This window comes from Cohaesibacter intestini (assembly GCF_003324485.1).
Taxonomy (GTDB): Bacteria; Pseudomonadota; Alphaproteobacteria; order Rhizobiales; family Cohaesibacteraceae; genus Cohaesibacter; species Cohaesibacter intestini.
The window spans coordinates 105,827-120,908 of sequence record NZ_QODK01000006.1; the positions used below are offsets into that span (position 1 = coordinate 105,827).

The 15,082-nt window shown below is 54.6% G+C and carries 12 protein-coding genes and 2 riboswitches; of the genes, 10 read left to right on the top strand and 2 right to left on the bottom strand.

From position 1 onward, the window contains the following. Window positions 1-24 precede the first annotated feature (24 nt). Window positions 25-1,215: a saccharopine dehydrogenase family protein gene (locus DSD30_RS18495; RefSeq protein ID WP_114011311.1), complete on the bottom strand. Its 1,191-nt coding sequence runs from the start codon at window positions 1,213-1,215 to the stop codon at window positions 25-27. A 278-nt stretch (window positions 1,216-1,493) separates the two neighbouring features. Continuing rightward, window positions 1,494-2,651, bottom strand: coding sequence for a saccharopine dehydrogenase family protein (locus DSD30_RS18500; RefSeq protein ID WP_114011229.1), 1,158 nt, complete (start codon window positions 2,649-2,651; stop codon window positions 1,494-1,496). Window positions 2,652-2,856: 205 nt separating this feature from the next. Here DSD30_RS18500 and DSD30_RS18505 point away from each other — a divergent pair, with 205 nt between their 5' ends. From DSD30_RS18505 to DSD30_RS18550, 10 genes are all read left to right on the top strand, one after another. After that, window positions 2,857-4,527 carry a formate--tetrahydrofolate ligase gene (locus tag DSD30_RS18505; protein ID WP_198663043.1) on the top strand — a complete coding sequence of 557 codons (1,671 nt, stop codon included), beginning with the start codon at window positions 2,857-2,859 and terminating at the stop codon, window positions 4,525-4,527. Window positions 4,528-4,600: 73 nt separating this feature from the next. Next, entirely contained in the window at window positions 4,601-5,515 is a 915-nt protein-coding gene (folD, locus tag DSD30_RS18510; protein ID WP_114011231.1) for a bifunctional methylenetetrahydrofolate dehydrogenase/methenyltetrahydrofolate cyclohydrolase FolD, read from the top strand. 126 nt (window positions 5,516-5,641) lie between these two features. After that, on the top strand, window positions 5,642-5,962 hold the full coding sequence (locus DSD30_RS18515; RefSeq protein WP_114011232.1) for a DnaJ family domain-containing protein: 321 nt from the start codon (window positions 5,642-5,644) through the stop codon (window positions 5,960-5,962). Window positions 5,963-6,141: 179 nt separating this feature from the next. Beyond that, a riboswitch (cobalamin riboswitch) is annotated at window positions 6,142-6,354 on the top strand. Between the two features lie 107 nt (window positions 6,355-6,461). Continuing rightward, window positions 6,462-6,875 (top strand): DUF1636 family protein, encoded by a 414-nt coding sequence (locus tag DSD30_RS18520; RefSeq protein WP_114011233.1) that lies wholly within the window; start codon window positions 6,462-6,464, stop codon window positions 6,873-6,875. A gap of 9 nt (window positions 6,876-6,884) precedes the next feature. Further along, complete coding sequence (cobW, locus tag DSD30_RS18525) at window positions 6,885-7,970, top strand: cobalamin biosynthesis protein CobW (RefSeq protein WP_114011234.1); 1,086 nt, start codon at window positions 6,885-6,887, stop codon at window positions 7,968-7,970. A 24-nt stretch (window positions 7,971-7,994) separates the two neighbouring features. After that, complete coding sequence (gene cobN / locus DSD30_RS18530; RefSeq protein WP_114011235.1) at window positions 7,995-11,792, top strand: cobaltochelatase subunit CobN; 3,798 nt, start codon at window positions 7,995-7,997, stop codon at window positions 11,790-11,792. Continuing rightward, complete coding sequence (cobO, locus tag DSD30_RS18535) at window positions 11,789-12,415, top strand: cob(I)yrinic acid a,c-diamide adenosyltransferase (protein WP_114011236.1); 627 nt, start codon at window positions 11,789-11,791, stop codon at window positions 12,413-12,415. The genes cobN and cobO overlap by 4 nt, the downstream gene beginning before the upstream one ends. 161 nt (window positions 12,416-12,576) lie before the next feature. After that, a riboswitch (cobalamin riboswitch) is annotated at window positions 12,577-12,800 on the top strand. Window positions 12,801-12,958: 158 nt separating this feature from the next. Beyond that, window positions 12,959-13,750, top strand: coding sequence for a DUF4198 domain-containing protein (locus tag DSD30_RS18540; protein ID WP_245418537.1), 792 nt, complete (start codon window positions 12,959-12,961; stop codon window positions 13,748-13,750). A 29-nt stretch (window positions 13,751-13,779) separates the two neighbouring features. Continuing rightward, window positions 13,780-14,397 (top strand): cobalt transporter CbiM, encoded by a 618-nt coding sequence (gene cbiM, locus DSD30_RS18545; protein WP_114011238.1) that lies wholly within the window; start codon window positions 13,780-13,782, stop codon window positions 14,395-14,397. Then, on the top strand, window positions 14,394-15,077 hold the full coding sequence (locus DSD30_RS18550; protein ID WP_198663044.1) for a cobalt ABC transporter permease: 684 nt from the start codon (window positions 14,394-14,396) through the stop codon (window positions 15,075-15,077). The genes cbiM and DSD30_RS18550 overlap by 4 nt, the downstream gene beginning before the upstream one ends. Window positions 15,078-15,082: the final 5 nt, after the last annotated feature.

Here is a 15,082-nt window from a genome sequence, read left to right on the forward strand (position 1 = left end):
GGGCTTTTTGTTTATTCAGATTGCTTATTCAGCGGCTTCCATGCGGGCCTTGAGGCAATAGTCTGCATGGTGGATCATGTCGCCATGTTCAGCGATGGTTTCAAGCCAGCTGCGGATGACCGCGGGATGATGAGGCGCGGCCTGAACACCAGCTGCCAATTCATCATGACAGATGGCTTCCACCGCCAGACTGACGGGGATCGACACCAAACGACCCATGGCGCTTGCCTGATTGGTGCCGTAGCTGTCGAGGCTTTTGGCCTTATGCCAGAGCGTTTGGCCGTTGCGGGTCACTTTCAATTCCACTGACATGACCACCCGGTCCCGCTCACCTTCATGATAGGCGTGGTCTGCCCAGAGGCGGTCGGACAGTTGGGCAAGCTCGGCGTCATCATTCTCACTATGGGTCGTTTCAATGGTTTTGAAAATATCTGCCCATGCCTCTGACCAGCCAGCCAGACGCAAGGTTCCTCGCACAAAGCGCGTCACATTCCAGTCTTCTCCAATGCCATATTCGGCCATGAATGGCAGGGAATCCCTGTTCGGGTAGGATTGGAAAGTTTCAAAGCCGGATGCCAACTCAATCGGGTAGTCTTCAACCGCATCCCATGGCCGCTCGATCACGGTCTCGCGGCCATCCTGAATTGCCCGTGCCGGGCTTTTGAGGGCTTTTAATACGCCAAGCGGCGACCAGCTGAATTTGTATTTGAAGTCATTGGCAATGGCAGGAAAGCCGCCGCAATAAGACTGGAAATCATGATTGTTTGAGGGGTCAAAATGGCTGCTCTTGCGATAGTCATCCATCAAGAGATGAGCCAGCAAATGATCGATGCCCGGATCGAGGCCAACCTCATTGATCAGCACCAGACCTTTGTCCTTGGCGGCGTTATGAAGGGCCTGCATGTCAGGGCCGATATAGGAAGAGGAGACAAAATGGGCTCCACATTCAAGGCACAATTGAGCGATTGCTGGATGGAATGAGGCTGGCAGCATGGACACCACGATATCACCGGCTCGGATGGTCGCTTCGAGCGCTCCATCAGTTGCTTCACAGATTTCGAACTGGCCCGCAAGTCCACGGGTCGCCAAAATGGCCTTATCGAGATCGCGTTCCCAGAGCTTCAAAGGATAGTCTTTGGCGATCAATCTGCGAATGCCAGGAACAGAGGCAAGCCCTGCTCCAAGCCAATGGATTGTCTTTGCATTAGCGTTCATATGTGGGTCTCCAACAAGGTGATTGCTTGGTTGCAGTTTTTGAAAACTGTCTTTGAAACAAAGCTTTGCTGGAGAGATGCGGGTACGGCAAGGGGTGTGGATGGGTGGTTCGGCAAAATGCCGGGCGTTGGCTGACAAACTGTCTTGGTGATTGGATTGCAGGAGACAGATTGCCGAGCGCCCGGCGCTGGCCAGCCATGCACTGAGGATAACAAAAAGCCCGACCATTGGCCGGGCTTTCGCAGTTTGCGAGTCATACGCGCCGTTCGAAGCGCGTCTTAGGCGACATGTTCGGTCAAATGGAACTCATCGCCCTGGGCTCGGAGTGCCTCGAACCAGCGATGAATGATGGTCGGGCTGCTTGGGGCGGCCTGAACACCTTTGGGCAATTCGCCGTCCAGCACGGCTTCCACGGCAAGGCTGACCGGGATAGAGACCAAACGTGCCATGGCAGAGAAGTCCGCACCGCCTTTTGCGTCCAGCACATAATCCTTGTGCCAGACCACGGTCCCGTCCTTGGAGGCTTTGAGGTCAACGACAAGCACCACACGATCCGGCTCGCCTTCATCATAGGCGTGATCGGTCCAAAGCTGATCGCTCAAGGCTGCCAGTTTGGCCTCACCATCCGGGCCGCCGGCTTCTTCCTCGACAAATTTGAAGATGCCTGACCAAGCGTCGGACCATCCATTCAAACGCAATGTACCACGTACGAAGGTGTTTACTGACCAGTCACTCTCAAACCCATAGTGATCCATGAAAGGAAGGGAATCCCGGTTTGGATAGGACTGGAAGGTTTCCGCGCCGCTTGGCAGCCCCACGGTGAAATCGGAAATCGCATCCCAAGGCTTTTGGGTTGTGACTTCCTCACCACCGAGGATCGCCTTGGCAGGGCTTTTCAGTGCTTTCAGAACGCCAAGAGGCGACCAGCTGAATTTGTAGCGGAAGTCATTGGCCTTGGCCGGAAAGCCACCGCAATAAGACCGGAAATCGTGACTGTTGGTCGGATCAAAGACGTCGCTGGCACGATAATCCGCCATCAACAAATGGGCCAGCAAATGGTCAAGGCCGGGATCAAGGCCCACTTCGTTGACGAAGCAAAGCTCAGAGGCTTTGGCTTTTGCATCAAGAGCGGCCATTTCCGGGCTTATATAAGAGGATGATACGAAATGGGCATCCTTTTGCAGGCAAAGCTCTGCGACTTGCAGATGCATGGTCGCAGGCAGCATCGAGATGACCACATCGCCCGCCGTAACATCGGCAGACAGGGCGTCGAGCGAGAAGGCTTTGACCGAAAAGTTTCCAGACAGGCCAGCCGTGGCGGCTTCCGCTTTTTCGACGGTCCGGTTCCAAAGCGTGACCGGGCGGCCATTTTCAATCAGACGACGAATACCGGGGACTGAAGACAGCCCTGCCCCCAGCCAATGAATATTTCCCATGGTGGATTGCTCCTTTATTGTTCGCGACATATGAGCATTCTGGATCCAATCTGCAAAGAGCTTGTCTCTTCCTCAATCAAGAGAAGTCATTTTTTCCCCATTTTGATGGATGGCAAGTCTGGCGAAATTGTGAGTTGATATGAAAGATGCGCCATGAACACTTGTCCTTGTGATGGCGTTGAGCGAAGCATTTGAAGGAGTTTGCATGCCCACTGATATCGAAATTGCACGCGCTGCGAGCGTTCTCCCAATCAGCGAGATCGGCGCGAAACTGGGCATTCCTGCCGAAGAGCTTGTTCCCTTCGGACACGACAAGGCGAAGCTTTCGACAACCTTCCTGAACAGTCTGAATGGACGCAAGCATGGTCGACTGATTCTGGTGACCGCCATCAGTCCGACCAGCGCTGGCGAAGGCAAGACGACGACGACAGTCGGTCTGGGCGATGCGCTCAATGCCATTGGCAAGAAAACGTCTATCTGCATTCGCGAAGCCTCGCTTGGCCCCTGCTTTGGCATGAAGGGTGGCGCGGCGGGTGGCGGATTGGCGCAGGTCGTTCCGATGGAAGACATGAATCTGCATTTTACCGGTGATTTCCATGCCATCACCTCGGCTCACAATCTGCTGTCTGCCATGGTCGACAATCATATCTATTGGGACAATGAACAGGAGATCGACAATCGCCGCGTCGAATGGCGACGGGTGGTTGATATGAATGATCGCTCACTCCGGCATATTGCCACCGGCCTTGGTGGGGTTGCCAATGGCTTTGTTGCCGAAAGCGGGTATGACATCACGGTTGCCTCGGAAGTGATGGCGATTCTTTGTCTTGCCGACGATCTGGAAGACTTGCAGCGACGACTGGGAGATATCATCGTCGGCTATCGCCGCGACAAAAGCCCGGTTTTCTGCCGCGACATTGGCGCAGACGGGGCGATGACGGTGCTGCTCAAGCAAGCAATGCAGCCCAATCTGGTGCAGACGCTGGAAAACAATCCCGCCTTTGTTCATGGTGGTCCGTTCGCCAACATTGCCCATGGCTGCAACAGCGTGGTGGCCACCAAAGCAGCGTTGAAATTGTCCGATTATGTGGTCACGGAGGCAGGGTTTGGGGCCGATCTGGGGGCAGAAAAGTTCTTCAATATCAAATGCCGCAAGGCCGGTCTGACACCGGACGCAGCTGTGGTGGTTGCCACGGTGCGTGCCCTCAAGATGAATGGCGGAGCAACCAAGCATGAACTGGACCAGCCGAATCTTGAGGCTCTGAAAGCCGGGTTGAAAAATCTGGGTCGCCATATCGAGAATGTGAAACAGTTTGGCGTGCCGGTGGTGGTCGGCATCAACCATTTCGCGTCTGACACGGACGCGGAAATAGAAGCAATTCAGACCTATGTCACCAAGTTTGGCATTGAGGCAATTGTCTGTCGCCATTGGGCAGAAGGCTCCAAGGGTGCGCTCGATCTGGCTCACAAAGTGGCGAAACTGGCCAATGGCGGCAATGCACAATTTGCTCCACTTTACCCCAACAAGATGCCTTTGTTTGAAAAGATCGAAACCATTGCAAAACGGGTCTACCGCGCCAATGAAGTGATCGCCGACAAGAAGATTCGCAACCAGTTAGCCAGTTGGGAAGAGCAAGGCTATGGCGATTTGCCGATTTGCATGGCCAAAACGCAATATAGCTTTTCAACTGATCCAGATTGGCGCGGCGCTCCGACCGGGCATTCCGTTCCGATTCGTGAAGTGCGCCTGTCTGCCGGAGCCGGTTTTGTCGTGGTGATTTGCGGTGAAATCATGACCATGCCGGGCTTGCCGCGCAAACCGGCAGCCCTATCTATCCACCTTAATAACAATGGCGACATTGAAGGGCTGTTTTAACGGGGCTATAGGTAGGCGGGAATTGAGAGCATAGCGGCATCATTTTGTCGCCAATGGGTTTGAGGGAAACAGCATGACCGCCACCCGAATTGATGGCAAAGCCATCGCCACTGATTTGCGCGCGACAATCGCGATCGAAGCCGAGAAACTGATCAAGGAAACCAACGTGGTGCCCGGCATTGCTGTGGTGATTGTCGGCGAAGACCCCGCCAGCAAGGTCTATGTCGCCTCCAAGGGCAAAGCCGCCAAGGAATGCAACTTCCATTCTGTGCAACATACTTTGGCGGACGATGTCACGGAAGAAACCTTGTTGTCTCTAATTGGCGATTTGAATGACGATCCGGCCATTCACGGCATACTGGTGCAGTTGCCGCTGCCCGATCATATCAACGAGTCCAAGGTGCTCAATCTGATACGCCCAGACAAAGATGTCGATGGTTTCCATCCGATCAATGTCGGCTTGTTGACCGCAGGCGAGCGCGACAAGGCGATGGTGCCTTGCACCCCTGCCGGCTCGCTCATTCTGGCCAAGCGGGTTTTGGGCAACCTGTCGGGCAAGAATGCGGTTGTCATTGGCCGCTCGAACATTGTTGGCAAACCGATGGCGGCTTTGCTGCTGGCGGAAAGCTGCACCGTCACGATTGCCCATAGCCGGACCAAAGACCTGCCGGATGTCGTGCGTGGCGCTGACATTGTCGTTGCTGCGGTTGGGCGGCCTCAAATGGTCAAGGGCGACTGGATCAAGGACGGTGCCTGTGTCATCGACGTGGGGATCAACCGGATTGATGCGCCAGAGCGCGGCGAAGGCAAGACCCGTCTTGTCGGGGACGTAGACTATGACAGTGCTGCTGAGCGGGCCGGATCCATCACACCGGTGCCGGGTGGCGTCGGCCCGATGACGATTGCTTTGTTAATGGCCAACACCCTGACAGCGGCGCGTCGCTCGGCCGGGCTTGATGATCTGGATTACGCATCCATGCTATCGTGATCTTTGCATTCTTACGGCGCGCTTTATGGGTCCTATTTTAGTACCCAACGCGCTGAAATGATTGTAAAAGCGTCACCTGAGGCTTATATTATAAGAGTAAGATCCAGCGTTCTGAGGGAGTGAACCATGCCGAACAAGGACGTCGCAGAATATCTCATCGCCAAGATCAAGGCGGATGGTCTGCTTGATGAATACAAGCGGGCACGCAAGCCCAAACCTCCCAAGCAAAGCGACGACACCTTTTTGAAGGCGGGTTATCGCATTCTGGAGGAAACCGGCGCGTTACCCAAAGAAATCGAACTAAAGAAGGCAATCGCCGATCAATATGAACGCCTCAATGCAGCAACCAGTCAGGAAGAGCGCGAAGCAGAGTTTCGCAAACTTGCCGAGTTGCAGATGGTGCTCGGCGTAGAACAGGATGCGCGGCGCAAATTCTACACAGAATAATTGCACGGCTCTGCGCTTCTATTATACCCCGCCTGTCCTGACGGATTGGCGGGGTTTCTTTTTTGCTGGCATGTTGGTTCGATGTCATCCCTCGCATTTTTCCTGTCGAATGCTCGACCTTTGACAGACTTCTCCTTTCGATCTGTCCGTTGTGATTGACAATCCTAGGGTTATCCCGCACAAGGGGAGTTACGGAAGGTTCTGCTTTGCAAGAAGGCAAGGCGGATGAAAAGGGAACACGGTGCGGATGACCCAACTCGGGGCCTAAACCGTGGCTGCCCCCGCAACTGTAAGCGGATTGCCATTTCAAAGGACCACTGGATTTTTAATCCGGGAAGGCGAAATGGCGTAAAACCGCGAGCCAGGAGACCTGCCTGCCGCAGCAATTCACGACCGGTCGGGGAGGATCGGAGCCGTGGAACCTTTTCCGCATGCTCCACTTTACCCGGTCTATCTCGATTCAAGTCGGCCTTGTCCAACAGGCCTATCAGGAGGCGAAATGGCGAAGAAGTCTGGGCTTATGCAGGTCTGTGTGACCTGTCGGCGCATTGATCCTACGGACACCGCAGCGGATGCCCGGCCCATCGAAGGCCAGTTGCTACACGACCGGTTGGTCGAAGCGGTTAGCAAGGACGATGTGTTGCGCGATACGCTAGCCGTTGAACCTGTGCAATGCATGAATAGTTGCCAGCAAGCCTGCACGGTCAGCCTGCGCAGCGCTGGCAAATATGGCTATGTGATTGCTGAGCTGGATAAGTCTGATGAACGCGTCGACGATCTGCTTTCCTTCTCCCGGCTTTATGTTGCGTCTGATACCGGCGCACCAGTTTGGCGAGAGCGCCCAGAGCATGTTCGCAAGAACACCCTCGTCCGCCTGCACCCGTCTCCCGAATTTCCCGATATGAAAGATTAGAGGTCCATCATGTCCTTTGCCTCCTCCAACAAAAAGATTCCTGCAACTGTCGTGACCGGCTTTCTTGGTGCTGGCAAGACAACCCTGATCCGCAAACTGATCGAACAGGCAGGCGACAAGAAAATCGCGCTGATCGTCAATGAATTCGGGGACATGGGCTTTGACGGCGAATTGCTCAGCGACTGCGGTAACCCGAACTGCACTGCCGACGATGTGGTCGAACTGAAAAATGGCTGCATCTGTTGCACGGTGGCTGATGATTTCCTGCCAACCATCGAAATGCTTCTGAAGCGCGATCCGAAGCCGGATCATATCGTCATTGAAACCTCTGGCCTTGCCCTGCCTCAGCCGTTGGTTAAGGCCTTCCAGTGGCCGAGCGTGCGGGCCTCTGTCACGGTGGACGGAGTTGTGACCATTGCCGATGCATCTGCGCTCAGCGATGGGCATTATAGCCAGAATGAAGACGCCATTGCCAAGCAGCGCGCGCAGGATGACAGCCTTGATCATGAAAGCCCGATTGAGGAATTGTTTGCCGATCAGCTGAAATGCGCTGACATGATTGTCATTTCCAAAGCCGATCTGGTGGACGAGGAAGGTATGGCGCGGGTTGAAGCGATCATCGGCGAACATGCCCGCGAAGGCGTGAAGAATATTCACTCGCGCAATGGCGATGTCTCAGCCGCCATTTTGCTGGGGCTTGATTCCGTGGCTGAGGATGATCTGGATAGCCGCAAGGCCGCCCACGATCACCATCATGATCATGACCATGACGACCATGATGACCATGACGATCATGACCACGACCACCATCATTATCATCATCATGACGAGTTCCACTCCATTGTCGTGCCGCCGCGCGTCTTTGCCTCGATGGAAGATGTGAAGGTGAGTGTTGAGAAGGCGTTGGCGCAGCCGGGTATTTTGCGGGTCAAGGGTTATGCGGCGCTTGAGGGCAAGAAAGCCCGCGTTGTCGTTCAGGCAGTTGGTCGTCGGGTTGACAGCTGGTTCGATACATCAGGCGAAGCCAAGACCGGTCTGGTGGTGATCGGCCTTAAAGATTTTGATCAGGCAGCGGCGGAAGCCACGCTCTCCTGATTTTGAAAGGTCATAGCAAGTCCCATGCATATTCTCGCACCACAAGCCGGCCGCATTGATGATCAGGATGAAGCAATCGATCTGGGGCAAAGCCCCGGCGATATTCTCATTCTGTCAGCGGCCGACAGTGAGCTTTCCGCCTTTGTTGAATCCTCCCGTTATCGGCGGTCGCAAGACCATCGGGTGCGCCTTGCCAGTCTGATGGCGCTGGGGCATCCCTACTCGGTCGACATGTATGTGGAACAGACGGCGCAACATGCAAAGCTGATCGTATTAAGGCTGTTGGGCGGGGCGGAATATTGGCGCTATGGCCTGGAACAATTGCAAAAACTGTCTCGCGGCACTGGCATGCATTTGCTTGTCATGCCGGGGGACAATAAATGGGATGAAGATCTTGCGTCCTGGTCAAGTGTTGACCCTGCGGTTGTCCGTCGGTTCTGGCGCTATTGTGTTGAGGGCGGACAGGACAACATGATCCATGCGCTCGATTATGCGAGCCATTTGATCGACTCGAACCGCGCGGATGCCCCTCAGCCTCTCGCCCTGCCCCGTGTCGGCATTTTGCATGAAGGTCGTAGCTTTAGCGGCGATGATGGGCTTGAGGCTTATATCAGTTTGTTTGAAGGCAAAGAGGCGCGGCCAGTGGTGCCGATCTTCGTTTACCGGTCCTATATTCAAAGTGCCCTCACCGCGCCGATTGATGCCTTGTGCAAGGCGTTGGAAGCCAATGGACACCATGCCATTGCCTTCTTCGTGCCGAGCCTCAAGGACGCTGAGGCACAGGAATTTCTCAACAAGACGTTTGAAACGTTTCGCCCTGCGGTGTTCCTCAATACATCGGCCTTCGCCTTGTCCAAGGCCGGGCAGCGTTATGAGCCGACTTTCCTTGATGTCTATGAATGCCCGATCCTACAGGTGATCCTGTCAGGTTCCAGCGAGGAAGCGTGGGCGGAGAGCCCGCGTGGTCTGTCGGCCCGCGATTTGGCGATGCATGTGGTGTTGCCAGAGCTTGATGGACGCATTCTTTCGCGTGCCATCGCCTTCAAAGAAGAAGGCGCGCTGGATGAAGCAACCGAATTCAAACCCGTCCGATTGGTGCCACACGACAACCGGGTGGCTTTTGTGGCCAAGATGGCGGCTGGCTGGGCACGGTTGCGTCAAAGCAAAGAAGCGGATCGCAAACTGGCGATTATCATGGCCAACTATCCCAACAAGGATGGCCGCATTGCCAATGGTGTTGGTCTGGATAGCCCGGCTTCTGCGGTTGGCTTGATGCAATCTTTGCTGGCGGATGGCTATCAGATTGACGGGCTTCCTGCGGATTCCGACGCTTTGATGCAGCAGATTTTGGCTGGTCCCACCAACGCCTTGGGCGAAGCGGAACGGGTCAGCGACGTGCAGTTGTCCGTTTCTGACTATCAGGCGGTGTTTGATCAATTGCCGGAAAAGGTGCGCTCCGAAATTACCGGTCGCTGGGGGCCAGCCGATCAGGATCCGATGGTGCGCGATGGGGCTTTTCAATTGGCGATCCATCGCTTTGGCAATCTGGTCGTTGGCGTTCAGCCTGCGCGTGGCTATAATATCGATCCGAAGGAAACCTATCACGATCCGGATCTGGTGCCACCACACAATTATCTCGCCTTTTATGTCTGGCTGCGCGAGAAATTTGGCATGCACGCGGTGATCCATGCGGGCAAGCATGGCAATTTGGAATGGCTGCCCGGCAAGGCCTTGGCCTTGAGCGAGGCTTGCTATCCCGAAGCAATTTTGGGCCCTGTGCCACATCTTTATCCGTTCATTGTCAATGATCCCGGCGAAGGCTGTCAGGCCAAGCGGCGGACCAGTGCGGTGATTATCGACCATTTGACGCCACCGCTGACGCGCGCCGAATCCCATGGGGCTGGCGAAGAACTCGAAGCCTTGGTCGATGAGTTTTACACCGCCCAAGGGGTGGATCCGCGGCGCTCGGAAAAGTTGCTCGAAGAAATCCGCTTTCTGGCCACCCGCACCGGCCTTGACAAGGATGCCGGGGTGGCGATGGATGATGACAATGAAGCCGCGTTGCAGCAGCTCGACGCTCATTTGTGTGACCTCAAGGAGCTGCAAATCCGCGATGGTCTGCATATTCTGGGGCAATCTCCGGAAGGCAGCTATCGCACGGACCTGATGGTGGCGATTGCGCGGGTGCCGCGTGGCAATGACGATAAGGATCATTCGTTGCATCGCGCGATCAGTGATGATCTGGGCCTTGTCCTTGCCAATGAATGCTTCAATCCGATTGACTGCGATTTTGCTGCCCCTTGGGACGGGGCAATGCCAGAGATCCTGCAACAACAGTCTGAAGCCCTGTGGCGTCATGCGGGGGATGCGGTGGAACGGATTGAGCTGTTGGCCCAAAAGCTGGTGGCCAAGGAAATCTCTTGTCCCGCTGATTGGCACAAGGCCAAAGCGGTGCTTGACTGGATCGATCATGAACTGACACCGACTATTGCTGCCTGTGGCGTCGATGAGTTTCGTCATTTGAAGGCTGGCTTGTCCGGAGCTTTCGTCCCTCCCGGTCCGTCGGGCGCCCCTACCCGCGGTCGTCCCGACGTTTTGCCGACAGGGCGGAACTTCTTTGCTGTTGATGTGCGCTCTGTGCCATCAAAAACCGCATGGACGATCGGTGAATTGTCGGCCCAGCGGCTTTTGGAACGGCATTTTCAGGATGAAGGCGAATGGCTTCAAGCAATCGTGCTGACCTGTTGGGGCACCGCCAATATGCGCACCGGCGGGGATGACATTGCCCAAGCGCTTGCCTTACTTGGGGTACGCCCGGTTTGGGAATCCGCTTCGGGCCGCGTGACCGGCGTTGAAGTGATCAAACTGTCCGAGTTGCAAAGGCCGCGCGTTGATGTGACCTTGCGAATATCCGGCTTCTTCCGCGACGCCTTCCCGCATCAGATCGACTTGTTTGACAGTGCGGTCCGTAAAGTTGCGGCGTTGGAAGAACCTGAGGATGCCAACCCGTTGGCTGCCCGTGTCAAACGTGAACGCGCCGAGGCTGAAGCCAAGGGCCTGTCTGGTGATCTGGCCCAACGGCAAGCGACTTTCCGGGTGTTTGGCTCAATGCCGGGGGCCTATGGTGCTGGCCTTCAGGCCCTGATTGATGAAAAGATCTGGGACAAGCGCTCTGACTTTGCCGAAGCGTTTGTTGCTTGGGGTGGCTTTGCCTATGGCGCTGGCGATTTTGGTGGTGAAGCAGCCGACCATCTCAAGACCCGCTTGTCCAAAGTGGATGCGGTCATTCAAAACCAAGACAACCGCGAGCATGATCTGCTTGATTCTGATGATTATTATCAGTTCGAAGGTGGTCTGGCAGCCAGTGTAGAGACCTTCAGGGGATCCGCGCCTAAGGTCTATCACAATGACCATTCGCGGGCTGAGCGCCCAGTCATCCGGACGCTTGATGAAGAAATTGCCCGCGTTGTGCGTGGTCGTGCCTCGAACCCCAAATGGATCGCAGGTGTCATGCGTCACGGCTATAAGGGCGCATTCGAGATGGCTGCAACGCTCGACTATCTCTTTGCCTTTGCCGCAACCACCAATGCGGTTGGTGACCACCATTTTGACCAATTGTACGAGTCCTATATCGAAGACGAAGAAGTCGCTGACTTCTTGAAAGAGAAGAACCGGCCCGCCTATGATGATATGGTGGACCGTTTTCTGGAGGCAATTGAGCGCGGCCTGTGGGTCCCTCGGTCCAACAGTGCCGCCTTCATGTTGGAAGACAGCCAGCAATCTCGACAATCCGCTGGCGCATTTGAGGAAATGAATGGATGATCAAAAAACAACTGACTGAAGAAGAGCAAAATGCCCGTCACGCAGAAAAAATGGCCAAGAAAAAAGCCGCTCGTGACAAGATTCTGGCAACCAAGACCATCGAGAAAGGTCTGATCATCGTGCATACCGGTAAGGGCAAGGGGAAATCCTCTGCCGCGTTCGGCATGGCGTTCCGGTCGCTGGGTCATGGCCACAAGATTTCGGTCATCCAGTTTGTCAAAGGGGCTTGGAATTCTGGCGAAAAGGTCATGCTCGAGAAGTTCCCCGATCAGGTAACCATCAAGTCGATGGGCGAAGGCTTTACCTGGGAAACGCAGGACCGTCAGAAAGACATCGAGAATGCGCAAGCTGCCTGGGCGGCTGCCAAGGCGGAAATTCTCAATCCTGAGAATCAGTTCGTGCTGCTTGATGAACTCAATATCGTCCTGCGATACGATTACCTGCCCATTGAGGAAGTGGTTGATTTTCTGGTCAATGACAAGCCTGAGGACACGCATGTGGTCATTACGGGCCGCAACGCCAAGGATGAGTTGATCGAAGTGGCTGATCTGGTGACAGAAATGACCCTGATCAAGCATCCATTCCGCGACGGAGTGAAGGCTCAGGAGGGCATTGAGTTCTGATCATATCGTATAATTTTCTGCGATTTGATTTCACTCAAGTCATAGGTTTGATCAATGGATTAAGCCTTAGTCTTAGGTAGTTACACGTTCAAAAACTATACCTAAAGATAAATGCAAATGGGATCGCCTTTGGTGCCGTTGACGGGACTAAGGGGCGGTTCTAAAAATGATCGCATGATGGTTCTTATTTGCCCAGGCGCGGCAATGAGATGAAAAGGGAACATGGTGAGGCGTACCCAACAGGGGCTGAATCCATGGCTACCCCCGTAACTGTAAACGGATAGCCGGCATCTCGGTATACCACTGATCCTTTCGGGATTGGGAAGGTGAGATGCTCGAGCCAAGACCCGTGAGCCAGGAGACCTGCCATCAGGCCGTCGCATGAGACAATCGTGTCGCATGTGGCACTCTTAACAAGACGCCGGGGTGTGCGTTTGGTGAAGAGCGGGTCTGGCAGCGTCACACTTGTCAGGGTCCTTCCCCAAGAAACTGAATACCTCCATCGCGTCTCCAATAATTGGCAAATTGCCAAAGGAGATTATCGTGCTTAAAACGCTTTCCGCTTCCTTCATAGCAGCGACCATGCTTCTGTCCTCAGCAGCGCAGGCTCACTTCCAGCTGGCGTACACGCCGGAAGTCAATCTGAAAAAAGCAGGCAATGTACCGTTCAAACTGATTTTTTGGCACCCGATGGAAAATGGCCATGCCATGGAAATGGGCAAGCCAAATGCCTTCTTTGCGGTTTTCAAAGACAAGAAAATCGATCTGATGGACAGCCTGAAGCCGATCACCTTTAAAGGCGCAAGCAACGAAGCTGCAGCCTTCGAAGGCACCCTGAAAGCCAAACGCAATGGCGACTATATCGTCGTTGTCGAGCCAGCGCCTTATTATGAAGGCAGCGAAGATATCTACATTCAGCAGATCACCAAGTCCTACATCAACAAAGGCGGCATTCCGACCAACTGGAACGAACCCGTTGGCCTGAAGACCGAAATTGTTCCGCTGAACAAGCCAACCAACATTCTGGCCGGATCGACCTTCACCGGCCGCGTTTTGGCCGATGGCAAGCCGGTCGCTGGCGCGGAAATCGAAATCGAATATCTGTCTGCTGAACCCGACATGGAAACAAATGCCGCAACCGAGCCAAAAGCTGGCGGCATGCCTGGTGGCGCAATCGTCGCACTCTCCGACGACAATGGCTATTTCTCCTTCGGCATTCCAAAAGCCGGTTTCTGGGGTTTTGCTGCTTTGGGGTCCGGTCCTGACACCGAGCATGAAGGCAAAGAAATGTCTCAGGATGCTGTCATCTGGATCCGGGCTTATGATGTCAAGTAGTCCCTCCTCATTGGTGAAGGAGCCAAGTCATGCATATCATTGATGGCGCCCTGACCAACGAAGTTGTCATTGCCGGTGCCGCCCTGTCTGTGGGCGGCCTGGTAATGGGCCTTCGCAAACTGGATATGGAACTGATTCCGGCAGCCGGTGTGTTGAGTGCGACCTTTTTTGTCGCCTCGCTCATTCACGTGCCGCTCGGATTCTCCAGTGTACACCTGATCATGAATGGACTAGCTGGTATCATTCTGGGCTGGGCAGCCTTTCCTGCCCTGTTTGTCGGTCTGTTGCTGCAAGCGGTGTTTTTCGCCTTTGGCGGCATCTCTGTACTTGGCGTCAATGCCCTGAATATTGCTGGTCCGGCGGTGATTGTCGGCTTGTTGGCCCGCCCAATGATCCTGCGTGCGGCCTCTGCCCGCTCTGTTGCTGTGATTGGTGGCATTGCCGGTGGGTTGGCTGTTTCGCTCACAACCTTGTTTGTGGCAATCAGCCTCGGCTTGTCGGGTGAGACATTTGTCGCCGCCGCCAAACTGGTTTTCATTGCCCATATTCCGGTGATGATCGTTGAAGGATTGTTGAGTGCTGCTGCGGTTTATCTGATCTATCGCGTCAAGCCAGAACTCTTCCATGTTATGAGCCAAAAATCATGAAACTGAACAAACACATAGTCTCGATTGCCGGTGGGGCGCTGCTGATGGCCAGTGTCATGGCACTGCCTGCACAGGCCCACAAGGTGGTTGTTTCCGCCTATGCCGAGGATACCTATATCGAAGGGGAAATCGGCTTTTCCAGCGGCGACATGGCGGTTGACACCGTTGTCGAAGTTTTCGACATGGACGGCAACAAGCTCGGCGAGACCAAGACCGATGAAGATGGTGTCTTCCAGTACACGCCAAAACAAGCCATTGCGTTGGAATTCCGCGCCAATCTGGGGCAAGGTCATATTGCCACCTACCAGATGGAAGTGGATGAATTGCCGGACATCTTTTCTTCTGACGATGTAAAGGCAGAGAACAAGCCAAACGACAAGATCGTTGCTTCGAGCACAACTGCCGAAGCAACTGCATCCCCAACTGCTGGTACAGCTGTAGACCCTGCCCTTTTGCAGGCGATGATCAGCCAAGGGGTGCAAAGCGAGTTGAAGGCCTTCAAGTCCGACATCGCCTCGGCGGTCCGCCGGGAAGTCAAACCCCTCTACAAGGAAGTCGCCGCCTACAAAGAAAAGAATGACATGCAGTCCATTCTTGGCGGTGTAGGTTATATCTTTGGTCTCTTCGGGGTTGGCTTCTATCTGGTTGCCCGCCGCAAGCAAACCAATAGCAACAACTGATGGCA

Bases quoted from the DNA above. Each gene is read 5' to 3' on its own strand.
- cbiM (WP_114011238.1), top strand. From the start codon at position 13,780: ATGCATATCATTGATGGCGCCCTGACCAACGAAGTTGTCATTGCCGGT.
- DSD30_RS18495 (WP_114011311.1), bottom strand. From the start codon at position 1,215: ATGAACGCTAATGCAAAGACAATCCATTGGCTTGGAGCAGGGCTTGCC.
- DSD30_RS18505 (WP_198663043.1), top strand. From the start codon at position 2,857: ATGCCCACTGATATCGAAATTGCACGCGCTGCGAGCGTTCTCCCAATC.
- folD (WP_114011231.1), top strand. From the start codon at position 4,601: ATGACCGCCACCCGAATTGATGGCAAAGCCATCGCCACTGATTTGCGC.
- DSD30_RS18515 (WP_114011232.1), top strand. From the start codon at position 5,642: ATGCCGAACAAGGACGTCGCAGAATATCTCATCGCCAAGATCAAGGCG.
- DSD30_RS18500 (WP_114011229.1), bottom strand. From the start codon at position 2,651: ATGGGAAATATTCATTGGCTGGGGGCAGGGCTGTCTTCAGTCCCCGGT.
- cobO (WP_114011236.1), top strand. From the start codon at position 11,789: ATGATCAAAAAACAACTGACTGAAGAAGAGCAAAATGCCCGTCACGCA.
- cobW (WP_114011234.1), top strand. From the start codon at position 6,885: ATGTCCTTTGCCTCCTCCAACAAAAAGATTCCTGCAACTGTCGTGACC.
- DSD30_RS18520 (WP_114011233.1), top strand. From the start codon at position 6,462: ATGGCGAAGAAGTCTGGGCTTATGCAGGTCTGTGTGACCTGTCGGCGC.
- cobN (WP_114011235.1), top strand. From the start codon at position 7,995: ATGCATATTCTCGCACCACAAGCCGGCCGCATTGATGATCAGGATGAA.
- DSD30_RS18550 (WP_198663044.1), top strand. From the start codon at position 14,394: ATGAAACTGAACAAACACATAGTCTCGATTGCCGGTGGGGCGCTGCTG.